This window comes from Enterobacter sp. RHBSTW-00318 (assembly GCF_014101375.1).
Classification (GTDB): domain Bacteria; phylum Pseudomonadota; class Gammaproteobacteria; order Enterobacterales; family Enterobacteriaceae; genus Enterobacter; species Enterobacter ludwigii.
Genome location: NZ_JABXQH010000001.1, coordinates 888,053 through 913,066, shown reverse-complemented (window position 1 = coordinate 913,066; position 25,014 = coordinate 888,053). Strand labels below are relative to the sequence as shown.

The 25,014-nt window shown below is 54.2% G+C and carries 22 protein-coding genes; 18 read left to right on the top strand and 4 right to left on the bottom strand.

Annotated elements, in window-relative coordinates:
- Positions 1-8: 8 nt before the first annotated feature.
- Both flgK and flgL read left to right on the top strand, forming a co-directional pair.
- A complete protein-coding gene (flgK, locus tag HV157_RS04475; RefSeq protein WP_020884676.1) occupies positions 9-1,649 on the top strand; it encodes a flagellar hook-associated protein FlgK in 1,641 nt (546 codons plus the stop codon).
- Between the two features lie 14 nt (positions 1,650-1,663).
- Positions 1,664-2,617 (top strand): flagellar hook-associated protein FlgL, encoded by a 954-nt coding sequence (gene flgL / locus HV157_RS04470; RefSeq protein WP_182268452.1) that lies wholly within the window; start codon positions 1,664-1,666, stop codon positions 2,615-2,617.
- 75 nt (positions 2,618-2,692) lie between these two features.
- On the opposite strand, the gene HV157_RS04465 is transcribed toward flgL, so the two are convergent.
- Positions 2,693-3,907 carry an MFS transporter gene (locus tag HV157_RS04465; protein WP_025204459.1) on the bottom strand — a complete coding sequence of 405 codons (1,215 nt, stop codon included), beginning with the start codon at positions 3,905-3,907 and terminating at the stop codon, positions 2,693-2,695.
- A gap of 109 nt (positions 3,908-4,016) precedes the next feature.
- On the opposite strand from HV157_RS04465, the gene HV157_RS04460 reads away from it, so the two are divergent.
- Positions 4,017-4,952 (top strand): LysR family transcriptional regulator, encoded by a 936-nt coding sequence (locus HV157_RS04460; RefSeq protein WP_175416310.1) that lies wholly within the window; start codon positions 4,017-4,019, stop codon positions 4,950-4,952.
- A 40-nt stretch (positions 4,953-4,992) separates the two neighbouring features.
- On the opposite strand, the gene rne is transcribed toward HV157_RS04460, so the two are convergent.
- Entirely contained in the window at positions 4,993-8,103 is a 3,111-nt protein-coding gene (gene rne / locus HV157_RS04455; protein ID WP_182268453.1) for a ribonuclease E, read from the bottom strand.
- Positions 8,104-8,675: 572 nt separating this feature from the next.
- On the opposite strand from rne, the gene rluC reads away from it, so the two are divergent.
- Entirely contained in the window at positions 8,676-9,623 is a 948-nt protein-coding gene (gene rluC / locus HV157_RS04450) for a 23S rRNA pseudouridine(955/2504/2580) synthase RluC (RefSeq protein ID WP_086532689.1), read from the top strand.
- A gap of 62 nt (positions 9,624-9,685) precedes the next feature.
- Here the strand turns inward: rluC and HV157_RS04445 are convergent, their stop codons facing one another.
- Positions 9,686-10,270, bottom strand: coding sequence for a nucleoside triphosphate pyrophosphatase (locus HV157_RS04445; protein ID WP_032677877.1), 585 nt, complete (start codon positions 10,268-10,270; stop codon positions 9,686-9,688).
- 140 nt (positions 10,271-10,410) lie between these two features.
- On the opposite strand from HV157_RS04445, the gene yceD reads away from it, so the two are divergent.
- The 14 genes from yceD to ptsG all read left to right on the top strand — a co-directional run bounded on the left by yceD (position 10,411) and on the right by ptsG (position 22,735).
- The gene (gene yceD / locus HV157_RS04440) at positions 10,411-10,932 is read left to right on the top strand and encodes a 23S rRNA accumulation protein YceD (protein ID WP_014169570.1); all 522 of its coding nucleotides are present in this window, start codon (positions 10,411-10,413) and stop codon (positions 10,930-10,932) included.
- A gap of 16 nt (positions 10,933-10,948) precedes the next feature.
- The gene (gene rpmF / locus HV157_RS04435; protein WP_003857964.1) at positions 10,949-11,122 is read left to right on the top strand and encodes a 50S ribosomal protein L32; all 174 of its coding nucleotides are present in this window, start codon (positions 10,949-10,951) and stop codon (positions 11,120-11,122) included.
- Between the two features lie 80 nt (positions 11,123-11,202).
- Positions 11,203-12,237 carry a phosphate acyltransferase PlsX gene (gene plsX / locus HV157_RS04430; RefSeq protein ID WP_014169571.1) on the top strand — a complete coding sequence of 345 codons (1,035 nt, stop codon included), beginning with the start codon at positions 11,203-11,205 and terminating at the stop codon, positions 12,235-12,237.
- 6 nt (positions 12,238-12,243) lie between these two features.
- Positions 12,244-13,197 (top strand): beta-ketoacyl-ACP synthase III, encoded by a 954-nt coding sequence (locus HV157_RS04425; RefSeq protein WP_014169572.1) that lies wholly within the window; start codon positions 12,244-12,246, stop codon positions 13,195-13,197.
- A gap of 15 nt (positions 13,198-13,212) precedes the next feature.
- On the top strand, positions 13,213-14,142 hold the full coding sequence (gene fabD, locus HV157_RS04420) for an ACP S-malonyltransferase (protein ID WP_014169574.1): 930 nt from the start codon (positions 13,213-13,215) through the stop codon (positions 14,140-14,142).
- Between the two features lie 12 nt (positions 14,143-14,154).
- A complete protein-coding gene (gene fabG, locus HV157_RS04415; protein ID WP_153852263.1) occupies positions 14,155-14,889 on the top strand; it encodes a 3-oxoacyl-ACP reductase FabG in 735 nt (244 codons plus the stop codon).
- Positions 14,890-15,043: 154 nt separating this feature from the next.
- On the top strand, positions 15,044-15,280 hold the full coding sequence (gene acpP / locus HV157_RS04410) for an acyl carrier protein (protein ID WP_003857954.1): 237 nt from the start codon (positions 15,044-15,046) through the stop codon (positions 15,278-15,280).
- A gap of 89 nt (positions 15,281-15,369) precedes the next feature.
- Positions 15,370-16,611, top strand: coding sequence for a beta-ketoacyl-ACP synthase II (gene fabF, locus HV157_RS04405; RefSeq protein ID WP_014169576.1), 1,242 nt, complete (start codon positions 15,370-15,372; stop codon positions 16,609-16,611).
- A 121-nt stretch (positions 16,612-16,732) separates the two neighbouring features.
- On the top strand, positions 16,733-17,542 hold the full coding sequence (gene pabC / locus HV157_RS04400; protein WP_059305438.1) for an aminodeoxychorismate lyase: 810 nt from the start codon (positions 16,733-16,735) through the stop codon (positions 17,540-17,542).
- 2 nt (positions 17,543-17,544) lie between these two features.
- A complete protein-coding gene (gene yceG / locus HV157_RS04395; RefSeq protein ID WP_020884666.1) occupies positions 17,545-18,567 on the top strand; it encodes a cell division protein YceG in 1,023 nt (340 codons plus the stop codon).
- Entirely contained in the window at positions 18,557-19,198 is a 642-nt protein-coding gene (gene tmk / locus HV157_RS04390; protein ID WP_182378399.1) for a dTMP kinase, read from the top strand. Before yceG ends, tmk begins: the two co-directional genes overlap by 11 nt.
- Complete coding sequence (gene holB / locus HV157_RS04385) at positions 19,195-20,199, top strand: DNA polymerase III subunit delta' (RefSeq protein ID WP_047744340.1); 1,005 nt, start codon at positions 19,195-19,197, stop codon at positions 20,197-20,199. Before tmk ends, holB begins: the two co-directional genes overlap by 4 nt.
- Before the next feature lie 10 nt (positions 20,200-20,209).
- Positions 20,210-21,004, top strand: a complete 795-nt coding sequence (locus HV157_RS04380; RefSeq protein ID WP_032677884.1) for a metal-dependent hydrolase — start codon at positions 20,210-20,212, stop codon at positions 21,002-21,004.
- A gap of 297 nt (positions 21,005-21,301) precedes the next feature.
- Positions 21,302-22,735 carry a PTS glucose transporter subunit IIBC gene (gene ptsG / locus HV157_RS04375; protein ID WP_182378397.1) on the top strand — a complete coding sequence of 478 codons (1,434 nt, stop codon included), beginning with the start codon at positions 21,302-21,304 and terminating at the stop codon, positions 22,733-22,735.
- 57 nt (positions 22,736-22,792) lie between these two features.
- Here the strand turns inward: ptsG and fhuE are convergent, their stop codons facing one another.
- Positions 22,793-24,982 (bottom strand): ferric-rhodotorulic acid/ferric-coprogen receptor FhuE, encoded by a 2,190-nt coding sequence (gene fhuE, locus HV157_RS04370; RefSeq protein ID WP_182268456.1) that lies wholly within the window; start codon positions 24,980-24,982, stop codon positions 22,793-22,795.
- Between the last annotated feature and the right edge of the window lie 32 nt (positions 24,983-25,014).

Genomic DNA, 25,014 nt, shown 5'->3' with positions numbered 1-25,014 from the left:
GAACCCCCATGTCCAGTTTGATTAACAGTGCCATGAGTGGCCTCAGTGCTGCGCAGTCGGCACTCAATACCGTCAGTAATAATATTTCAAGCTATAACGTGGCAGGTTATACCCGCCAGACGACAGTGCTGGGCGCGTCAAACAGCACGCTGACCGGCGGTGGCTGGGTAGGTAACGGGGTTTATGTCTCCGGTGTCCAGCGTGAGTATGATGCATTCATTACCAACCAGCTGCGCGCCGCGCAGACCCAGAGCAGCGGCCTGACTACGCGCTATCAGCAGATGTCAAAGATCGATGATGTGCTCTCGGATACCACCAACTCGCTCTCTACCACGCTGCAGGACTTCTTCAAAAGTCTGCAGACGCTGGTGAGCAACGCAGAAGATCCGGCTGCGCGCCAGACGGTGCTGGGCAAAGCGGATGGCCTGGTCAATCAGTTTAAAACCAACGATCAGTATCTTCGCGATCAGGATTCTCAGGTGAATACCGCGATTTCTGCCAGCGTCGATCAAATTAATAACTACGCCAAACAGATTGCGAACCTGAACGATCAGATTTCCCGTCTGACCGGCGTGGGTGCTGGCTCATCACCAAATGACCTGCTCGATCAACGCGATCAGCTGGTGAGCGAACTGAATAAAATTGTCGGTGTTGAAGTTTCTGTGCAGGATGGCGGCACGTATAACGTCTCATTTGGCACCGGTTACAGCCTGGTACAGGGGAGCAAAGCGAACCAGCTGGCTGCGGTGAATTCCAGCGCAGACCCAACCCGTACAACGCTGGCTTATACCGATGACGTTTCCGGGAATATCGAAATTCCTGAGAAGCTGATTACCACCGGCACCCTTGGCGGTTTACTCACCTTCCGCTCTGAAGATCTGGATAAAGCGCGTAATAGCCTTAACCAGATGGCGCTGGCCTTTGCTGACGCGATGAACAAGCAGCATGAAGCGGGTTTTGATGCTAACGGCGATGCTGGCGGCAAGCTCTTTGACTTTGGCTCGCCTGCGGTTGTGTCCAACAGCAAGAATTCAGGTACCGCCGCGCTGACAGCCTCCGTGGCTGACAGTACTAAAGTCCAGGCAACCGATTATAAGCTGCAGTTCAACGGAACCGACTGGACCATTACGCGTACGTCGGATAAGACCAGTTTCACGATGAGTCCGGATGCGAGCGGCAATCTGTCTTTCGACGGCCTGAATGTCAACGTGAGCGGTACCGCGAATAACAAAGACAGTTTTGTTGTGAAGCCCGTTTCTGATGTCATCGTAAACATGGAACTCAAGTTTAATGATGAGTCCAAACTGGCGATGGCATCGACAAGCGCCGGTGGCGAAAGTGACAACCGCAACGGTCAAAAATTGCTGGATCTGCAAAATAGCAAGCTTGTCGGCGGGAATAAGTCTTTCAATGATGCTTATGCTTCCCTCGTCAGTACCGTTGGTAGCTCAACAGCGGCACTGAAAACCAGCAGCGAAACGAAAGCGAATGTGGCGACGCAGTTAACCAAACAGCAGCAGTCGATCTCAGGGGTAAACCTTGACGAAGAGTACGGCAATTTGCAGCGCTATCAGCAGTATTACCTCGCTAATGCGCAGGTTCTACAAACTGCCAGCTCGCTCTTTGATGCAATCATTAATATTCGCTAAGGCTGAGGTGAAACATGCGTATTAGCACCCAGATGATGTACGACCAAAACATGCGCGGGATCACCGATTCCCAGAGCAAGTGGTTGAGTTATGGTGAACAAATGTCCACCGGCAAGCGTGTCAATCGTCCGTCGGACGATCCCATCGCGGCGTCGCAGGCTATTGTTCTGTCACAATCACAGTCACAAAATAGCCAGTTTGCGTTGGCAAGATCGTTCGCATCACAAAAAGTTTCTCTCGAAGATAATGTGCTTAACCAGGTCACCGCCGCTATCACCAGTGCTAAAGAGAAATTAGTCTATGCCGGAAACGCGACCTTAAGTGATGACGATCGCCTGTCGCTGGCGAGCGATTTGCAAGGTATTCGCGACCAATTGATGAACCTCGCAAACACCGCGGATGGTAATGGTCGGTTTATTTTTGCCGGCTTTAAGACTGAAGTGCCACCGTTTGATTCCGTTACCGGTGATTACAAAGGCGGAACTGAGGCTATTTCGCAGCAGGTTGATACCGCGCGTAATATGGTCATTAGCCACACGGGTCAGCAGATCTTCGAAAGCATCACCAGTAACGCCAAAGAACTGCCTGGTGGCGGATATGGCGAGACGAACATGTTCAAGATCCTCGATACGGTGATTACCGCGCTTAAGGTTCCCGTCGATACCGACTCTGCTGCAGCTGAAGCACAGGGGAAAATCATTTCTGATGCTCAAACCGGCATCACAAATACCCAGAACAACATTCTTACTGTCGCTGCTGATGTAGGTACCAAGATGAACGAGCTTGAAAAGCTGGATAACCTTGGTGACGATCGTGCACTGGGCCAGACTAAGCAGATGAGCGACCTGGTTGATGTGGACTGGAACGCAGCGATCTCCTCTTACACCATGCAGCAGGCCGCGCTGCAGGCATCTTATAAAGCGTTTAGCGATATGCAGGGCATGTCCCTGTTCCAGCTGAACAGATAACATCTTGACCTCTTGGAACATGTCTTGAAACTGGGCATGTTTTACTGCCCAATCCGTGTGGATTGGGCATTTTTTTTACGCGATTTCTGCCGGTGCGGAGGCGACGCGTGCACTTTCAATCAGACGTATTGCCAGCGCAATGACACCGCATACCGTTGCCAGGGCAACCACGCCCGTCCACCCAGCCAGCGTGTAGATTTTACTCCCCGCAGCCGAACCCAACGCCATGCCGATAAAGACCACCGTAAAGAGCAGGGCGTTAAGACGCCCCCTGGCCTGAGGCTCAAGGCTATAGACCAGATTCTGGTGCGCCACCAGACTGGACTGCAGCCCCAGATCAAACCCGATGGCTGAGACAGCAATCAGAATCAGTTGTCCATGAAGACCCAGCGCGGGCATCAGGAACATCAGGGCAAACGAGACGGTAACCAGTGCTGCGCCAAGCTGCGTGACTTTTCCGGCGCCCAACTTGTCCGCCAGACCTCCCGCCAGCGGGGCGGCTAAGGCCCCCGCGGCCCCGGCAATACCATAACCACCCGCGACGGCGCTCCCCAGGTGATAGCGCTCCAGCAGCATGACCGCCAGCGTTGACCAGAAGGCGCTAAAGGCAATCGACAGAAAACCCTGTGCCAGTGCTGCACGACGCAGAGCCGGATAGCGACGCCACAGATGTTCCATTGAGCGCATCAGGGCGGGATAACTCAGCGTGGAGTGAATGGCAAAACGCGGGAGTACCCGCCACATCACCGCCCCAATGAATGCGATACTTACAGCGGCCAGCTGATACATGACGCGCCAGCCAAAAGCTTCACCCACCACACCGCTGACGGTTCGCGACAGCAAGATGCCCATCAGCAACCCTGTCATCACGGTTCCCACGGTTTTTCCCTGTTTCCCTTCGGGGGCGAGGATAGCCGCTGCGGGAACGATATCCTGTGCCATGGTCGCGGCCATGCCAATCAGCAGGCTTGCCATCAGCAGTGAGTGCTGCTGCCCGGTCAGGCTGCAGCCCAGCAGAAACAGTGCCAGGGCGGCGCTTTTTATCAGGATTAACGTCCTGCGGTCGTGACGATCGCCAAGTGGCAACAGAAAAAGAATACCGAGCGCGTAGCCTGCCTGGGTCAGCGTCGGGACCAGCCCCATCCCTTCAATACTAAGATGAAGGTCGGCGCCTATCAGCGGCAGCAGCGGTTGCGCGTAGTAAATGGATGCGACGCTAAAGCCAGCCCCCAGAGCCAGCATAAAAATCACCCAGCGACTGGCGGCATGGGGAGCAGTTGTTGTGTTCATAAGACGTTCCTCACTCATAGTGTGCCGCTATTTTTTATCACTATGCCTTGCGACGGTAGAGGGCCTGGTGGTAAAACGCTTATACGTTTGGCGTATAGCAGGGAAAATGATGAAGCGAGTTGAGCGTATAGACAGGGTGGAACTCATGCGCACATTTGTTCGTATTGTGGAAAGCGGATCGCTATCCGGGGCGGCAAGACTGCTTGCGACGAGCCAGGCTACGGTGAGCCGCCGCCTTCAGTCTCTGGAAACGCTGCTGGGGGTACGGCTTTTATTGCGAACCACCCATGCTACAAAACTTACCGATGACGGCGAGCGCTGCTATCAACATGCCCGGCGGGTTATTGATAGCTGGCTGGCACTGGAAGATGAAATCGGCCAGACGGAGGACGAGCCGGTTGGGGTGTTACGGGTACGTGCACCGCACGCCTTTGGGCAGGATCAGCTCCTGAGACCGTTAACGGAGTTTTTGCAGCGTTATCCTCAGCTGTCGGTGGAGTGGATGCTCAACGATAAGTCGGTGGATTTTCTGAGCGACAATCTGGATTGTGCTATTCGAGTTGGCGCAGAGGTGGATCCGGCAACCGTCTCCGTGCTGCTGGCGGAAGTGCCACGCTGTGTGGTGGCTTCGCCTGCGCTGCTGAACCAGTTTGCGCCGGTTCACACACCGGAGGATCTGCAGGCGCTTCCCTGGATTGCCATCAGCACGTTCTATCAGCGACATGTGGAGTTGTGGGATGATCTTTCGCAGGTAAAACGTATCTCCATTGCGCCACGGTTAAGCACGGATAGTCTGCATGTTGCGCGCAATACCGCCCTGACAGGGTTAGGGGTGGCGATGGTTTCAAGCTGGACGGTCAAGCAGGATATCCAGGAAGGGCGCTTAGTGCATTTGCTTCCACAGTGGCAGCCCGCCGCGCTCCCGGTTCATCTGGTTTATCCGTGGTCGCGTTATTATCCGGCGCGTTTACGCCGTTTTCTGGAGATGATGAAGAGGGTGATGCCGGACATTGCGGGTATGAGAAAGCCGGCACGCGAGCAATAAAAAAGCCGACCCGAAGGTCGGCTTTTTACGCTATGTGTCGTTACTCAACAGACTGCGGACGGGTAGCCGGTGCCGTCGCCTGATGCGTTGCACTGTGGCCACCGGCAGAGCCTTTACCGTCAAAGTTGAACGCAGGGCGGACCCAGTCACTGTGACGCGGCGCTTCCGGCACATATTCCGGCGCTGGTGCGCGAGTCATCGGGGCTGTCGCAACGTGAGCAGGGGCCGGAGCGGTGATTACCGGCTCGGCTTTCACTTCTGGCTCTTCTGCTTTCGCGGCTTCACGCACTGGTTCGACGTCAATTTCAACGTCCTGAACCACGTCTTCAGTCACGGTTTCGACAACCACGTCCAGGGTCTCTTCTACCGCTGCTGCTGGCTGAACCTCAGCAACAACGTCTTCAGCGACCACGGTGTCTTCTTCAGCAATAAGCTGCGGTGCGGCGTCAACCGGCGCGGCAATCACTTCTGGGTGCGTGGTTTCAACGTCTACTGCATGAGGCGCTTCTGACTCAACGGCCTGTGGCTCAACCACGATAGCGGCTTCATTTACCGCTTCTTCAGTTGCGGCTACCGGGGCAATCACCTCTTCGGTGACAGCCTGTTCTTCCACAACCTGCTCCTGACGAGCAACCGGGTAGCGGATCCAGACTTTACCGGATGCCATTTCAGGAGACGCGCACGCTACGGTTAATGGCATTGGCGACTGTGTCGGGTAACGCTCATCGCGATAACGACGACGACGTTGACCGCTGACGCGCAGGTGACGCGGAGAACGGCGTGAACGACGTGGCATACCCGCGTTATCACGGCCTTCACCGTTATCGTCTTGCTCAGCGTTGTTTTCGACGACGGCCGGCAGATCCACTTTCGCCAGTTGAGTGCCTGGTGCAGTGTCACTTGCTTCTGCAGGGACGATGACGGTCTCTTCCACCGGCAGGGCACCTACACGCACTTTCTGTGACAGCTGGCGCTGCTTACGACGCGGCATAACCTGAGTTCGTTCTTCCTGCTCGCTTTCCTGTTGTTCAACAGGCTCTTCGCGGTTCAGGTTTTTGACTTCCTGCTGCGCCTGGCGCTTCTCGTCGTTACGACGACGGCTACGCTCACGGCGTGGCTGCTGCTCGTCGCGCTGTTTGCTCTTCTCAGACTCATCGCCCGCCTGCTGGCGAATTTCACGATCTTCAACATTCTGCGGTTGCTTCTCGCGACGGTTGCGACGGTTGTCTTCGCGTTGCTCACGACCCTCATTATTGTCCGAACGGTTGTCACGGCGTTCGTTACGGTCATTACGATCGTTACGGTCACGGCGGTTGTTCTGACGTTTACGACGGTCCTGCTGGCGTTCAGGTTTCGCTTCTTTCGGTGCTTCTTTCGGTTGCTCAGGCTGCTGGACTTCTTCGCCTGCAAACATCTTCTTCAGCGCACCGAAGAGGCGGCTCAGCAGACCCGGTTGTTCTGGCTGGGCTTTGACCGCAACGGCTTCTGGTTTTTGCGCAACCGGTTTGGTCACAGGTTTTTCCAGCGCCGTTTCTGGCGGAGCTTCAGGCATGATGAAGGTCGCTAAGGCTGGCTGCTCTGGCAGTTTGCGCTCGGCAGGTTCTTCATCGGAAGGCAGCGCCATCTCTTCTTCATGCAGCTTAGGCAGCAGATAGCTGAGCGTGCTGGTCTCTTCACCCTTACGGACACGCAGCACGTGGTAGTGCGGAGTTTCCATCTGATCGTTAGGCACGATGATGCAGCGAACATCGCCCTGGCGTGATTCAATTGCGCTGACGGCTGCACGTTTTTCGTTCAGCAGGTAGGACGCAATTGGCACGGGAACAATGGCATGAACCTCTTTGGTGTTCTCTTTCAGCGCTTCTTCTTCAATCAGACGCAGAATAGAGAGGGACAGAGATTCGTTATCACGAACGGTACCGGTACCGGAGCAGCGCGGACAGACGTGATGGCTGGATTCACCGAGTGAAGGGCTCAGACGCTGACGGGACATCTCCAGCAAGCCGAAGCGTGAGATATGGCTAATCTGGATACGAGCACGATCCTGACGTACCGCTTCGCGCAGACGGTTTTCAACCGCACGCTGGTGGCGAACAGGGGTCATGTCGATAAAGTCGATAACAATCAGACCACCCAGGTCGCGCAGGCGGAGCTGGCGGGCGATTTCATCAGCGGCTTCAAGGTTGGTGTTGAAGGCGGTCTCTTCGATATCACCGCCGCGCGTAGCACGTGCGGAGTTGATGTCGATGGCGGTCAGGGCTTCGGTCGTATCAATAACGATAGAACCACCGGATGGCAGACGCACTTCACGCTGGAAAGCGGATTCAATCTGCGATTCGATCTGATAATGGCTGAACAGCGGGATTTCACCGGTGTACAGTTTGATTTTGCTGGTGAAATCCGGTCGACCCAGCGCAGCAATGTGCTGGCGCGCCAGCTCAAGCACTTTCGGGTTATCGATCAGAATCTCACCGATGTCCTGACGCAGGTAGTCACGGAAGGCACGCACAATCACGTTGCTTTCTTGGTGAATCAGGAACGGCGCTGCGCGGCTTTCTGCCGCTTTCTGGATTGCTTCCCAGTGCTTCAGACGGAAGCTTAAGTCCCACTGCAGCGCTTCGGCAGATTTGCCGACGCCTGCGGTACGCACGATAAGCCCCATGCCGTCAGGCAGCTCAAGACTTGCCAGCGCTTCTTTCAGCTCGGTACGGTCATCACCTTCGATGCGGCGAGAGATACCACCGGCACGCGGGTTGTTTGGCATCAGGACCAGGTAACTTCCCGCAAGACTGATAAAGGTGGTCAGTGCGGCACCTTTGTTGCCACGCTCTTCTTTATCAATCTGAACAATGACTTCCTGACCTTCACGCAGCACATCTTTGATGTTTGGGCGGCCATGGGAGTTATAGTTTGCAGGGAAATATTCGCGGGCGATTTCTTTCAGAGGGAGGAAACCGTGACGCTCAGCACCGTAATCGACAAATGCAGCTTCAAGGCTTGGTTCAATGCGGGTGATTTTACCTTTGTAAATGTTCGCTTTTTTCTGTTCGTGTCCAGGACTTTCGATATCCAGATCGTACAGGCGCTGCCCATCCACAAGGGCGACACGCAACTCTTCTTGCTGAGTTGCGTTGATTAACATTCTTTTCATCGTAACTTACTCGTTATTCTTACATTGACGACAAAGCTGCGGGCAAGGTGACGCTTTCCGGGGTATGAACCGATGGCCTCGTGTCTATTCACGTCGCCAACCTCACGGTTGTCGCTCGCTTAAGAGGCGCAGAGTGTCGGTTGCCTGTATTTCATACGGAAACACAGCGCAATTATCAGGGGAATTGCCTGGGTAGAACTCTCCAGAGAACAATCCTTATACCGGGAAGTACTGCAACCCGCAGCCCGCTAACTGCCTGAAAGATCAATACGTCTTACGCCATTGCTGCGTGGATGATCGGTCAGACAAAATTGGTCATTCCGTCGAGATCCTTACTTAACCAGGATTTAACACGGAAAACGAGTTCATTATTCCACTGCTCGCCGGGTTATAGCAAGATGACTTTTACCAATTATCACCCGGTTACTCACAGTTTCTTCACTTCAAGGCGGTGATTGGTTTAATAACCACCAAATCGATTGCGTGAAACAGGGGACAGGCCGGATAAAAGTAAATATAAGCATAGAAAAATGAGTGGCGCTAATGGCTGACGATATTTAGAATCGCCAACCATGAAAACAGAGACTCCAGCCGTAAAAATGGTTGCCATCGCGGAAGACGACGCGGGGCAACGTATCGATAACTTTTTGCGCACCCAACTCAAAGGCGTGCCAAAGAGCATGATTTACCGCATCCTGCGCAAGGGTGAAGTGCGGGTTAACAAAAAACGCGTGAAGCCTGAGTACAAACTCGAAGCCGGTGATGAAGTGCGTATCCCGCCGGTCCGTGTTGCGGAACGCGAAGAAGAGGTCGTTTCACCCAGGTTGCAGAAAGTGGCCGCCCTGAGTGACGTTATCCTTTATGAGGATGATCATATCCTGGTGCTGAATAAACCGTCAGGTACCGCTGTCCATGGCGGGAGTGGTCTCAGCTTTGGCGTGATTGAAGGCCTGCGTGCGCTGCGCCCTGAAGCCCGTTTCCTTGAACTGGTTCACCGTCTCGATCGCGATACCTCCGGCGTGCTGCTGGTCGCAAAAAAACGTTCTGCCCTGCGTTCCCTGCATGAGCAGCTGCGTGAAAAAGGGATGCAGAAGGATTATCTGGCGCTGGTTCGCGGCCACTGGCAGTCCCACGTTAAGGCGGTGCAGGCACCTTTGCTGAAGAATATTTTGCAAAGCGGTGAGCGCATTGTCCGTGTGAATCAGGAAGGGAAGCCGTCTGAGACGCGTTTCAAAGTGGAAGAGCGCTATGCGTTCGCCACGCTGGTGCGCTGCAGCCCGGTAACCGGTCGTACCCACCAGATCCGCGTACATACGCAGTATGCCGGTCATCCGATCGCATTTGATGACCGCTATGGTGACAGGGAGTTTGATAAGCAGCTGGCGGGCACCGGGTTGTCACGCCTGTTCCTGCATGCGGCGGCACTGACGTTCACTCACCCGAATACCGGCGAAACAATTCGCATTGAAGCCCCTCTTGATGAGCAGTTAAAATGCTGCCTGAAGGTGCTGCGCGGCTGATTTGGCTGGCACTTACCGGCCTGAGGTCTCCCTTGCCGGTAAGTGATGCATCACCCTAACACTCACATCTTCAGCGGATTACACTCCTCGCGTCTGAGCATCTGGCACAATGCTATCAGCGGCAACCCGACCAGCGTGTTCGGGTCACGTCCGTCCAGCTTGTCGAACAGGGCAATCCCCAGACCTTCACTTTTGAAGCTTCCGGCGCAATTGAGCGGTCGCTCCCGACGCACATAGTCGGCGATTTCCTGCTCACTAAGATGGCGAAAATGGACGTCGAAAGGTTCGCATTCGGTTTGCAGGTGACCCGAGGCGGAGTTGTAGAGTGCCAGACCCGTATAAAAGGTGACGATATTGCCCCGCGCTTGCATAAGCTGCTGGCAGGCATTCGCTTCAGTGTGCGGCTTTCCGGTGATAACACCGTCCAGCACACAAACCTGATCGGAGCCTATAATCAAATGCGAAGGGTAGCGTGCGGCAAGTGATTGCGCTTTCTCCTTCGCAAGACGGGTGACCAGGTGACGCGGTGATTCGCCCGGCTGCGGCGTCTCGTCAACTTCCGGCGCCGCGCATTCAAACGGGATCCCGAGCTTTTCCAGCAACATTCGGCGGTAGGGTGAGGTGGAGGCAAGAACGAGATTTGGCATATTTTTATCACCAGATATAGCGTATCGATGCCAGCCATTTTAAACTACAGGCCGCAATGTGTGCGAATAATTGGCAAAAGGCAGCTGTGGTTGCCTTTTTCTTTGACTATATGACGTTACAAAGTTAATATGCGCGCCCTATGCAAAAGGTAAAATTACCCCTGACTCTTGATCCGGTTCGCACGGCTCAAAAACGCCTCGATTACGAAGGTATTTATACTTCCGATCAGGCTGAGCGTGTCGCCGAATCCGTAGTCAGTGTGGACAGTGATGTAGAATGCTCCATGTCGTTCGCTATCGATAACCAGCGTCTCGCCGTTTTAACCGGTGATGCAAAGGTGACGGTAACCCTCGAATGTCAGCGTTGCGGGAAACCGTTTGTACAGCATGTTCACACAACGTATTGTTTCAGTCCGGTCCGTTCTGACGAACAGGCTGAAGCACTCCCGGAAGCGTATGAACCGATTGAAGTTAATGAATTCGGTGAAATCGATCTTCTGGCTCTGGTTGAAGATGAAATCATCCTCTCCTTGCCAGTCGTTCCGGTGCATGAATCTGAACACTGTGAAGTGTCCGAGGCGGACATGGTCTTTGGGGAACTGCCTGATGAAGCGCAAAAACCAAACCCATTTGCCGTATTAGCCAGCTTAAAGCGTAAGTAATTGAGGAGTAAGGTCCATGGCCGTACAACAGAATAAACCAACCCGTTCCAAACGTGGCATGCGTCGTTCCCATGACGCGCTGACTGCAGTTACCAGCCTGTCTGTAGACAAGACTTCTGGTGAGAAACACCTGCGTCACCACATCACCGCTGACGGTTTCTACCGCGGCCGCAAGGTTATCACTAAGTAATCACGCGTCAGCGTGATTAGGCTTAGTGAGGATTTCCCCGTGCAAACGGGGAATTTACCGAACCAGGCTGTGACGATACCTTGACACGTCTAACCCTGGCGTTAGATGTCATGGGAGGGGATTTTGGCCCTTCCGTGACAGTGCCTGCAGCTTTGCAGGCACTGAATTCTAATTCGCAACTCACACTTCTTTTAGTCGGCAATCCCGACACAATCACGCCATTACTTGCAAAAGCTGACTTTGAACAACGTTCGCGTCTGCAGATTATTCCTGCGCAGTCAGTTATTGCCAGTGATGCACGTCCATCGCAGGCGATTCGCAATAGCCGGGGCAGTTCTATGCGAATGGCGCTGGAGCTGGTGAAGGAAGGACGCGCGGAGGCTTGCGTCAGTGCGGGAAATACCGGCGCGCTGATGGGGCTGTCGAAATTGTTGCTCAAACCTATTGAAGGTATTGAGCGTCCGGCGCTGGTGACGGTATTACCGCATCAGCAGAAGGGCAAGACCGTGGTGCTCGATTTGGGTGCTAACGTCGATTGTGATAGTACAATGCTGGCTCAGTTTGCCGTGATGGGGTCGGTGCTGGCAGAAGAAGTGGTCGGGATAAACAATCCCCGTGTTGCGTTATTGAACATCGGTGAAGAAGAGACCAAAGGCCTGGACAGTATTCGCGAAGCTGCCGAATTGCTCAAACAGGTTCCCTCCATCAACTATATTGGTTATCTCGAAGCCAATGAGTTGCTGACGGGGAAAACGGATGTTCTGGTGTGTGATGGCTTCACCGGGAACGTAACGTTGAAGACCATGGAAGGGGTCGTGCGAATGTTTCTCTCACTGCTTAAATCGCAGGGAGAAGGCAAAAAAAGCGCCTGGTGGTTGATTTTATTAAAGCGTTGGTTACAAAAAAGCCTGACGCGGCGATTCAGTCACCTCAACCCCGACCAGTATAATGGCGCCTGTCTGTTAGGATTGCGCGGCATCGTGATTAAGAGTCATGGTGCCGCCAATCAGCGAGCATTTACTGTCGCCATTGAACAGGCAGTGCAGGCGGTGCAGCGACAAGTCCCTCAGCGGATTGCCGCTCGCCTGGAATCTGTATTAGCTAAAAGTGACTGAGCGTACATGTATACGAAGATTTTAGGTACCGGCAGCTACCTGCCAAAACACGTGCGTACCAACGCCGATCTTGAAAAAATGGTAGATACGTCTGACGAGTGGATTGTCACGCGCACAGGTATCCGTGAACGTCGTATTGCCGCGCCAGACGAAACCGTTTCGACCATGGGTTACGAAGCCGCGCAGCGTGCTATCGAAATGGCGGGCATTGATAAAGATCAGATTGGCTTGATCGTGGTTGCCACGACCTCTGCCACGCATGCCTTCCCAAGCGCAGCGTGCCAGGTGCAAAACATGCTCGGCATTAAAGGCTGCCCGGCATTTGACGTTGCTGCAGCGTGTGCAGGGTTCACCTATGCGCTGAGCGTTGCCGATCAGTATGTTAAATCCGGTGCCGTGAAATATGCGCTGGTCATCGGTGCTGACGTGCTGGCACGTACCTGCGATCCAACCGATCGCGGGACGATCATTATTTTTGGTGATGGTGCGGGCGCGGTACTGCTCGGTCAGTCCGAAGAGCCGGGCATCATCTCTACGCATCTGCATGCCGATGGCAGCTATGGCGAATTACTGACCCTGCCTAACGCCGATCGCGTTAATCCGGATAACGCTATTTACCTGACGATGGCAGGTAATGAGGTGTTCAAGGTGGCGGTGACTGAGCTTGCGCACATTGTCGATGAAACGCTGGAAGCGAATAACCTTGACCGCTCCGCACTCGACTGGCTGGTGCCGCATCAGGCGAACCTGCGCATCATCAGCGCGACCGCTAAAAAGCTGGGCATGTCGATGGATAACGTTGTGGTGACGCTGGATCGTCACGGCAATACCTCTGCGGCGTCAGTACCGTGCGCATTTGATGAAGCGGTACGTGACGGACGAATCAAACGGGGCCAGTTGGTCTTGCTTGAAGCCTTTGGTGGCGGGTTCACCTGGGGTTCCGCGCTGGTTCGTTTCTAGTATAAGGATTAAATAATGACGCAATTTGCTTTTGTGTTCCCGGGCCAGGGTTCTCAGGCCGTTGGGATGTTGTCTGAAATGGCAGCAAAGTATCCGGTTATTGAAGAGACTTTCCGTGAAGCTTCCGCTGCGCTGGGTTATGATTTGTGGGCGCTGACCCAACAGGGACCAGCCGAAGAGCTGAACAAAACCTGGCAGACTCAGCCAGCGCTGTTGACGGCGTCCGTTGCGCTGTGGCGTGTCTGGCAGCAGCAGGGCGGTAAAGCGCCAGCGCTGCTCGCGGGCCATAGCCTGGGTGAATACTCTGCGCTGGTGTGTGCCGGTGTTATCGCGTTTGCTGACGCGGTGCGTCTGGTTGAACTGCGCGGTAAGTTCATGCAGGAAGCAGTACCTGAAGGCACCGGTGGCATGTCTGCTATCATCGGCCTCGATGATGCTGCGATTGCAAAAGCGTGTGAAGAATCCGCTGAAGGTCAGGTGGTGTCTCCCGTTAACTTCAACTCGCCAGGCCAGGTGGTTATCGCCGGTCATAAAGACGCGGTTGAACGTGCTGGTGCAGCCTGTAAAGCTGCAGGGGCGAAGCGCGCTCTGCCGCTGCCCGTCAGCGTACCGTCCCACTGCGCACTGATGAAACCTGCTGCCGATAAACTGGCCGTTGAGCTTGAAAAAATTACTTTTAACACACCGACAATTTCCGTTGTGAACAACGTCGATGTGAAATGCGAAACCTCGCCGGACGCTATCCGTGATGCGCTGGTTCGCCAGCTCTACAGCCCGGTACAGTGGACCAAAACCGTTGAGTTTATGGCCTCTCAGGGCGTTGAGCATCTGTATGAAGTCGGCCCAGGTAAAGTCCTCACCGGTCTGACAAAACGTATTGTTGACACCCTGACTGCTTCGGCAATTAACGAGCCGGACGCGATGTCAGCGGCACTCTCGCAATAAAAGAGGAATACCATGAGTTTTGAAGGAAAAATTGCCCTGGTCACTGGCGCAAGCCGCGGTATCGGGCGTGCAATTGCTGAAACACTGGTTGCGCGCGGCGCGAAAGTGATTGGTACAGCAACCAGCGAGAAAGGCGCTAAGGCCATCAGCGAGTATCTGGGTGCGAACGGTAAAGGTCTGGTTCTGAATGTGACCGAACCTGCATCTATCGAATCTGTTCTGGAAAATATTCGCGCAGAATTTGGCGAAGTGGATATTCTGGTAAATAATGCCGGGATCACTCGTGATAACCTGTTAATGCGAATGAAAGACGACGAGTGGAACGATATCATCGAAACCAACCTGTCATCTGTATTCCGTCTGTCAAAAGCGGTAATGCGCGCTATGATGAAAAAGCGTCATGGTCGTATTATCACTGTCGGTTCTGTGGTTGGTACCATGGGAAATGCTGGTCAGGCTAACTACGCTGCGGCGAAAGCAGGTCTGATCGGTTTCAGTAAGTCGCTGGCACGTGAAGTTGCGTCCCGCGGTATTACTGTAAACGTTGTTGCTCCGGGCTTTATTGAAACGGACATGACGCGTGCGCTAACTGATGAGCAGCGTGCGGGTACGCTGGCAGCTGTTCCAGCGGGCCGCTTAGGCGACCCTAAAGAAATTGCCAGCGCGGTTGCATTTTTAGCCTCTGACGAAGCGGGTTACATCACTGGTGAGACCCTCCACGTCAACGGCGGGATGTACATGGTTTAATCACGATGAAAAATATTTGCGTTATTAGGGCGAATGGCCTCAAAATAACGTAAAATCGTGGTAAGAACTGCCGGGATTTAGTTGCAAATTTTTCAACATTTTATACACTACGAAAACCATCGCGAAAGCGAGTTTTGATAGGAAATTTAAGAGTATGAGCACTATCGAAGAACGCGTTAAGAAAATTATCGGCGAACAGCTGGGCGTTAAGCAGGAAGAAGTTGTGAACTCCGCTTCCTTCGTTGAAGACCTGGGCGCAGATTCTCTTGACACCGTTGAGCTGGTAATGGCTCTGGAAGAAGAGTTTGATACTGAGATTCCGGACGAAGAAGCTGAGAAGATCACCACCGTTCAGGCTGCCATTGATTACATCAACGGTCACCAGGCGTAAGTGAACATCTCCAGGCGGTCATTCGACCGCCTGAGTTTTATCTTTTTTGTCCCACGAATCCCTTTTTTATCCCTCCCTGGAGGACAAACGTGTCTAAGCGTCGTGTAGTTGTGACCGGACTTGGCATGTTGTCTCCTGTCGGCAATACCGTAGAGTCCACCTGGAAAGCTCTCCTTGCCGGTCAGAGCGGCATCAGCCTAATCGACCATTTCGATACTAGCGCCTATGCAACGAAATTTGCTGGCTTAGTAAAGGATTTTAACTGTGAAGAGATCATCTCGCGCAAAGAACAGCGCAAGATGGATGCCTTCATTCAATATGGAATTGTCGCTGGCGTTCAGGCCATGCAGGATTCTGGCCTTGAAATTACGGAAGAGAACGCAACCCGTATCGGTGCCGCTATCGGTTCCGGGATTGGCGGTCTGGGTCTGATCGAGGAAAACCATACATCTCTGATGAATGGCGGCCCGCGTAAAATCAGCCCGTTCTTCGTTCCGTCCACGATTGTTAATATGGTGGCAGGTCATCTGACCATCATGTTCGGCCTGCGTGGGCCAAGCATTTCTATCGCTACCGCATGTACCTCTGGCGTGCATAACATCGGCCAGGCCGCGCGCATGATTGCGTACGGCGATGCAGATGCTATGGTTGCGGGCGGTGCGGAAAAAGCCAGTACTCCGCTGGGAGTGGGTGGCTTTGGTGCAGCGCGTGCGCTGTCTACCCGCAACGATAACCCGCAGGCGGCAAGCCGTCCGTGGGACAAAGACCGTGATGGTTTCGTGCTGGGTGACGGTGCGGGTATGATCGTACTTGAAGAGTACGAACATGCTAAAAAACGTGGCGCGAAGATTTATGCTGAAGTTGTCGGCTTCGGGATGAGCAGCGATGCATACCACATGACGTCACCACCAGAAAATGGTGCGGGCGCCGCGCAGGCAATGGCCAACGCGATTCGCGACGCGGGTCTTACCCCGGAGCACATCGGTTACGTTAACGCGCACGGTACTTCTACGCCTGCAGGCGATAAAGCAGAAGCTCAGGCTGTTAAGTCTATCTTCGGCGAATACGCCAGCCGCGTGCTGGTGAGCTCCACGAAATCCATGACCGGTCACCTGTTGGGGGCGGCGGGTGCAGTAGAGTCTATCTACTCTATCCTTGCGCTGCGCGATCAGGCTGTTCCGCCAACCATCAACCTGGATAATCCGGATGAAGGTTGTGACCTGGACTTCGTTCCTCACGAAGCGCGTCAGGTAAGTGGTATGGAGTACACCCTGTGTAACTCCTTCGGCTTTGGTGGTACTAACGGTTCACTGATCTTCAAAAAGATCTGAGCCTGACTGCATCATGGCGATTAAAAAAGGTCCGCTTGTCGGGCCTTTTTTATTAAGCCTAATCTTCTTGTCGGCTGCATGGCATCCTGCCAGACTAAATGCCCACGCATAAGGAGCCACCATGTTTTTAATCAATGGCCTTGAGCAAAACACGCTGCCTGCTGGTGACAGGGCAACTCAGTTTGGTGATGGCTGCTTTACGACAGCGCGCATTCTCGACGGCAATGTCTGCCTGCTCGAGGCGCACCTTCGTCGTCTTCAGCAGGGTTGTGAAGCCTTGATGATCCCCTTCACGCACTGGGACACATTGCGTCAGGAGATGTGCCAGCTGGCTGCCGGGAAGCAAAGCGGTGTTCTGAAGGTGATTATCAGCCGCGGCAGCGGTGGCCGGGGATACAGCGGTACAGCTTGCCAGCACCCAACGCGGATCCTTTCGGTATCTGCCTGTCCTGCTCATTATCTGCGCTGGCGTGAAGAGGGCGTTACGCTGACGCTCAGCCCGGTACGTCTGGGGCGAAACCCCATGCTTGCCGGTATAAAACACCTCAACCGCCTTGAACAGGTACTGATTCGCACTCATCTTGAACAGACGGACGCTGATGAGGCGCTGGTTCTTGACAGCGAAGGGTTTATTACGGAATGCTGTGCGGCTAATTTACTCTGGCGGCAGGGGAGCGATGTTTATACGCCGTCGCTCGAGCAGGCCGGCGTCAACGGGATTATGCGTCAGTTTTGTTTGCAGCAGCTGGCACACTCTGGCTTTCGCGTTGTCGAAGTGAACGCGAGAGAAGAGGCGCTGCACCAGGCTGATGAAATTATCATCTGTAATGCGCTGATGCCGGTTGTACCCGTCCGCGCGTATGGTCAATACAGCTTGTCCTCGCGCGAGCTGTTTCAGTTTTTAGCCCCGATATGTGAGCAAACCCGATAGTCATGAAGAAAATGTTGCGCTTTGTCCTCCTCCTTATCGTTGCGCTGGGTCTTGCCGGCGGAGCGGGAGTGTGGAAAGTTCGTCAGCTGGCGAACAGTAAGATCCTGATTAAAGACGAGACGATTTTTACCCTGAAAGCGGGGACGGGCCGCCTGGCGCTTGGCGAACAGCTTTATGGCGACAAGATCATTAACCGTCCGCGCGTGTTTCAGTGGCTGTTACGTATCGAGCCTGAACTGTCTCATTTCAAAGCCGGTACCTATCGCTTTACGCCGGGGATGACCGTCAAAGAGATGCTGCAGCTGCTGGAAAGCGGTAAAGAAGCGCAGTTCCCGCTGCGTTTTGTTGAGGGGATGCGCCTGAGCGATTATCTCGAACAGCTGCGCGATGCTCCGTACATTAAGCATACCCTGAAAGATGACCGCTATCAGACGGTGGCCGAGGTACTGAAATTTGAACATCCTGAGTGGGTGGAAGGCTGGTTCTGGCCAGACACCTGGATGTACACCGCAGGCACGACCGATGTGGCTATCCTCAAACGGGCGCATAAAAAGATGGTGGCAGCCGTCGATTCCGCCTGGGAAGGGCGCATGGACGGTCTGCCATACAAAGATCAAAACCAGTTTGTCACGATGGCCTCAATTATTGAGAAAGAGACGGCCGTCGCCGCCGAACGCGATCAGGTGGCATCGGTCTTCATTAACCGTCTGCGTATCGGCATGCGTCTGCAAACGGACCCCACCGTCATCTACGGAATGGGCGAGAGTTATACCGGTAAGATTTCAAGAAAAGATCTGGAGACGCCAACGGCGTATAATACCTACGTGATTAGCGGTCTGCCGCCGGGCCCGATTGCCACGCCGAGCGAGGCTTCCCTGCGTGCGGCTGCGCATCCTGCTAAAACACCGTATCTCTATTTTGTGGCTGATGGAAAAGGGGGGCATACCTTTAACACCAACCTTGCCAGCCATAATCGCTCCGTTCAGGACTATCTGAAGGCACTTAAGGAAAAAAATGCGCAGTAAATACATTGTCATTGAGGGACTCGAAGGGGCGGGTAAAACCACGGCCCGCAACGTGGTGGTGGATACGCTCAAATCGCTTGGCGTTGCGGACATGGTATTTACCCGCGAGCCCGGCGGTACGCAACTGGCTGAAAAGCTGCGGAGCCTGGTGCTGGATATCAAATCCGTTGGTGACGAGGTCATCACTGATAAAGCCGAAGTATTGATGTTCTACGCGGCGCGCGTGCAGCTGGTGGAGACGGTCATTAAACCGGCCCTGGCTAATGGCAAGTGGGTAATTGGCGATCGTCATGACCTGTCGACCCAGGCTTATCAGGGCGGTGGGCGTGGTATTGACCAGACGATGCTGGCCACGCTGCGCGATGCGGTGCTGGGTGATTTTCGCCCTGACCTGACGCTCTATCTGGATGTGACGCCGGAAGTGGGTCTCAAGCGCGCCCGTGCTCGCGGTGAGCTGGACCGCATTGAGCAGGAGTCCCTTGATTTCTTTAACCGTACCCGCGCGCGCTATCTGGAACTGGCGGATCAGGATGGCAGTATTCGCACCATTGATGCGACGCAATCCCTGGAAGAGGTCACCCGCGCTATTCAGAACACGGTTACGCAGTGGCTACAGGAGCAACAGGCATGAAATGGTACCCATGGTTGCGCCCGCATTTTGAAAAGCTGATCGAAAGCTATCAGGCTGGTCGGGGGCATCATGCGTTACTGATTCAGGCACTGCCGGGAATGGGGGATGATGCATTGATTTACGCCATCACCCGCTTCCTGATGTGTCAGCAGCCGGAAGGGCACAAAAGCTGTGGTAAATGCCGTGGCTGCCAGTTAATGCAGGCGGGCACGCACCCTGACTATTACACGCTTGAGCCTGAGAAGGGCAAAAGCGCGCTCGGTATTGATGCCGTGCGTGAAGTCAGTGAAAAATTGTACGAACATGCGCGGCTCAGCGGCGCAAAAGTCGTCTGGCTCAAAGACGCAGCACAGCTTACCGAGGCGGCGGCGAATGCGCTGCTTAAAACGCTGGAAGAACCGCCGGAGAAAACGTGGTTCCTTCTCTCCTGTCGTGACCCGGGGCGTTTGCTGGCAACGCTGCGCAGCCGTTGTCGTCTTCATCACCTCGCGGTGCCTCAGGAATCATGGGCGCTGAGCTGGCTTGAACGAGAAGTGACAACGTCACAGGAAGGGGCGCTCTCTGCGTTGCGCCTGAGCAGCGGTGCGCCCGCGGCGGCGCTGGCATTACTGCAGCCAGAGGTCTGGTCACAGCGAGACGCGCTCTGCCGGGCCGTTGAGTCTTCCATCACCAGCCGCGACTGGCTAAGTTTATTGCCTGTGCTTAACGGCGAGCAGGCCGCGGAACGTCTGCACTGGCTGGCTTCCTTACTTCTGGATGCGCTCAAACTCCAGCAAGGGGCAACGCTACTGACCAACCCGGACGTCTGGCCGCTGGTTAACACGCTGGCGAACAGCCTGTCAGGCGCATCATTACACGCTATCCTTCACGATATCTGTCAGAGTCGTGAACAGCTTTTAACAGTGACCGGTCTTAATCGCGAGCTTTTACTGACCGACCAGTTGCTGCGTATCGAACATTACCTGCAACCAGGCGTGACACCGCCTGTTTCCCATCTCTGAGAGAGACATTATGTTTTTAGTCGACTCACACTGCCATCTTGATGGCCTGGATTATCAATCCCTGCATAAAAACGTGGACGACGTGCTGGCCAAAGCCGCTGCTCGTGATGTGAAGTTTTGCCTTGCCGTGGCGACAACGTTACCGGGGTATCGCGGCATGCGTGAGCTGGTGGGCGAGCGCGAGAACGTTGTTTTCTCCTGTGGCGTGCATCCGCTCAATCAGGATGAAGAGTACGACGTTGAGGAACTGCGCCGGCTGGCCGCAGAAGAGGGCGTCGTGGCGATGGGGGAAACCGGGCTGGATTACTACTACACGCCGGAAACGAAACCGCGCCAGCAAGCGTCCTTCCGCCATCATATTCGCATTGGTCGCGAGCTTAACAAGCCGGTGATTGTCCATACCCGTGATGCGCGCGCCGATACGCTGGCGATCCTGAAGGAAGAAAAGGTGACGGATTGCGGTGGCGTACTACACTGTTTCACAGAAGACAGAGAAACAGCGGGTAAACTGCTTGATTTAGGGTTTTATATCTCGTTTTCGGGGATCGTGACGTTCCGTAACGCTGAGCAACTCCGCGAGGCTGCACGCTATGTTCCGCTCGATCGCATCCTCGTGGAAACAGACTCTCCGTATCTGGCACCGGTGCCGCATCGCGGTAAAGAAAATCAGCCAGCCATGACGAGAGACGTAGCCGAGTACATGGCCGTGCTTAAAGGCGTCAGCATTGAAGAGCTGGCCCGCGTCACGACGGACAACTTCTCTACGCTGTTCCATATCGACCCCGCCCGCCTGCAATCTGTTTGATACGCCTGTTTTTTTTAGGCTCGTAATTAATACATAAAACGAGTAAAGTTCACCGCCTCATTTTGGGCGGTGAAGGTGTATTTAGACACATCCAGAAACGCTTTTTGTAAATAACTGAAAGTTTTTCGACCGTCTTAAGCTGAAACGTGATAGCCGTCAAACAAACTCAGAGGGAATTATTTTACTCTGTGTAATAAATAAAGGGCGCTTAGATGTCCTGTCCACGGCACGGTACTCCCCCCGGGCCAATGCGTGAAAGCGTAAAAAAAGCACAAATACTCAGGAGCACTCTCAATTATGTTTAAGAATGCATTTGCTAACCTGCAAAAGGTCGGTAAATCGCTGATGCTGCCAGTATCCGTACTGCCTATCGCAGGTATCCTGCTGGGTGTCGGTTCTGCTAACTTCAGCTGGCTGCCAGCCGTAGTTTCCCACGTGATGGCCGAAGCAGGCGGTTCCGTCTTTGCTAACATGCCTCTGATCTTCGCTATCGGTGTGGCGCTGGGCTTCACCAATAACGACGGCGTTTCTGCGCTGGCTGCAGTTGTTGCCTATGGCATCATGGTGAAAACCATGGCAGTGGTTGCGCCACTGGTTCTGCATTTACCGGCAGAAGAGATCGCTGCGAAACACCTGGCAGACACCGGTGTTCTGGGCGGTATCATCTCCGGTGCGATTGCAGCGTACATGTTCAACCGCTTCTATCGCATCAAGCTGCCTGAGTATCTGGGCTTCTTCGCGGGCAAGCGTTTTGTTCCGATTATTTCTGGTCTGGCAGCGATTTTCACTGGCGTGATCCTGTCCTTCATCTGGCCACCAATCGGTTCCGCTATCCAGACCTTCTCTCAGTGGGCTGCTTATCAGAACCCGGTTGTGGCGTTTGGTATCTACGGCTTCATCGAGCGTTGCCTGGTACCATTTGGTCTGCACCACATCTGGAACGTTCCATTCCAGATGCAGATTGGTGAATTCACCAACGCAGCAGGTCAGGTATTCCACGGTGATATCCCACGTTACATGGCGGGTGACCCAACTGCAGGTAAACTGTCTGGTGGCTTCCTGTTCAAAATGTACGGTCTGCCGGCAGCGGCAATTGCTATCTGGCACTCTGCTAAACCAGAGAACCGTGCAAAAGTGGGCGGTATCATGATCTCCGCAGCGTTGACCTCGTTCCTGACCGGTATCACCGAGCCGATCGAGTTCTCCTTCATGTTCGTTGCGCCGATCCTGTACATCATTCACGCGGTTCTGGCGGGTCTGGCGTTCCCAATCTGTATCCTGCTGGGTATGCGTGACGGTACGTCCTTCTCTCACGGCCTGATCGACTTCATCGTTCTGTCCGGTAACAGCAGCAAACTGTGGCTGTTCCCAATCGTTGGTGCGTGCTATGCCGTTGTTTACTACACCATCTTCCGCGTGCTGATCAAAGCACTGGACCTGAAAACACCAGGTCGTGAAGATGCGTCAGAAGACAGCAAATCCACCGCGACAAGCGAAATGGCTCCGGCTCTGGTTGCCGCATTCGGCGGGAAAGAGAACATCACTAACCTGGACGCGTGCATCACTCGTCTGCGTGTTAGCGTTGCCGACGTCGCGAAAGTGGACCAGCCGGGTCTGAAAAAACTGGGTGCAGCAGGGGTTGTTGTTGCTGGTTCGGGCGTTCAGGCAATCTTCGGGACTAAATCCGATAACCTGAAAACCGAAATGGATGAGTACATCCGCAACAGCTAAGCTGTGACCTGGGGAGACTAAGGCAGCCGAATGGCTGCCTTTTTTATGGGGAGAAACTTAAAAAGAGTAATTCGCGCTGACGGAGACGTTCAGCGGCGCGCCATAGACAACGTATGACCCGATGTAGTCGTAGTATTTTTTATCAAACAGGTTGTTAACGTTGGCCTGCAAGGCCAGATCCCTGGTGACCTGATAACGGCTGAAGAGATTCACCAGCGCATAGCTGCCCTGTTCTGCACGGGACTGGCCTGCCGGGCCACCCTCTATATCCGTCCACACTTTATTCTGCCAGTTCACCCCGCCGCCCACCGCCAGTTCCGGCAGCATAGGCAATTGATAACGAGTAAACAGCTTCATGGTCGTACGTGGCTGATCGGAACTGATGGCATTCCCGCGCTTATCTTCTGCAATAAACCGTGTCGCCCCGAAGGTTAACTGCCAGTTGTCGGTCAGTGCACCGTTTAGCTCAAATTCAATCCCTTTGCTGACCACGCCATCCAGTGATTCATAAATAGATTCGCCGCTCGGCATATAGGTGTAGGTATTGCTTGCCACGTTATCCTGTTCAATACGGAAAACGGCCAGTGAGGTGGTCAGGCGGGTGTTGAACCAGTCCGCTTTCACCCCCGCTTCGTAGCTCTTACCGGTCGTAGGGTCGAGGTAACGACCGCTCGCGTCACGCTTGTCCTGTGGCTGGAAAATAGAGGTGTAGCTGACATAGGTCGACCAGTCTTCATTGATGTCATAAACCAGTCCTGCATAAGGCGTTACGTCATCTTTGGAACTTTCCAGACGGGTATCCGGGGAACCTGCAGGGTTGTAGCGAATGTTATAGTTGGTGTAACGCGCGCCAAGGATCAGGTGCAGCGGGTCGGCCAGCGAGAATCGGGCCGAGGTATACGCCGAAGACTGGCGAATGTCGTCCTGGCTATAGAGCTTCCACGGTGTCCACTGCGGGTCGGCGATAGTGCCATTCCAGTTTTTAAAATTACCCACATCCACCATACCGTATAACGCATCCGGCATGCTGTTATCGTAATGGTTACGCTGGCGGCTGAAGCTCCCGCCAAACATCATCTCATGCTGACGACCAAAAAGGCTGAAATCGCCACGCAGGAAGGCGTCGATGGCATCCTGCTTACGTTCACCACGGTTCCAGCCGCCGTAGCCGACCATGCCCGCCCCGGTCTCTTTATCCGGATAGCCTGACATATACATCAGTTTGCTGTCGAAATGGGTTTCCGCATGCATGCCGTTGATGTGCGCTTCCCAGCCGTTGTCAAAACGTTGGGTCAGGTTGGCAAAGATACGGGTGTTGTCTTTATCCGAGTAAGCCCAGTCAGGCGCAACGGTCTGGCTGCGGTCGTAATGGGTTTTGCTTCCGTCGCTATACCAGGTTGGCAGTCCGCCCCAGGTAGGATCGGCGGTGTGACTTTCCTGGTATTCATAGCCTACGGAGAGGGTCGTGCTATCGGTGACGTCGGCATCCACCACGCCATAGAGGAATTTTTTACGGTAGTGGTAGTTATCCACAGCGCTGTCGTTGTCCTGGTAACCGGTGATCAGACGACCGCGCACATTGCCGGAATCTACCAGCGGGGCCTGTAAATCCAGCACATAGCGCTGCTTGTCCCAGCTGCCGTAGCTGGCGGAGACGTTCCCTTTGAATACGTTACTGTCTGCGTGCTTGCGTACCATATTGACGTAGGCGGATGGGTTACCGGTGCCGGACATCAGCCCGGTAGCGCCGCGAACCACCTCTATACGGTCATAAATGGCGGTGTCGGCGGCGGTGTCGCCGAAGTTCCATACTTCGCTGATGGAGGTCGGCAGGTCATCGAACGCATAGTTACTGACGAAGAATCCGCGCGAGTAAAATACGGTGCGGTCGCTGTCCTGCACCTGGGCCGTTACGCCGGTGGTGTTGGTTAACACCTGGCCGACTGACTGCAGGTTCTGATCTGCCATGCGCTGCTGGCTAATCACGCTGACGGACTGGGGGATATCGCGGGGAACAAGTAACAGTTTGGTCCCGGTGGTGGTGGTTTTTACGCTGTAGTCCTGATCCTGTCCGCTGGCGGGATCCTGTGCGTTATCAAAGCCACCCTCCACAACTACCGTATCTTCGGTCGTGGAGGCGGCAAAACTGACAGTTGGCATCAATGCCATAGCAATACAGGCTGTCAGCAACGAAGGTGTTGCGACAGGCTGGCGTTGCCCATCCCTGGTATGAGTAATGAAAGACATCATCAAACCCTTAATGAATGGTGAAGGTGGTC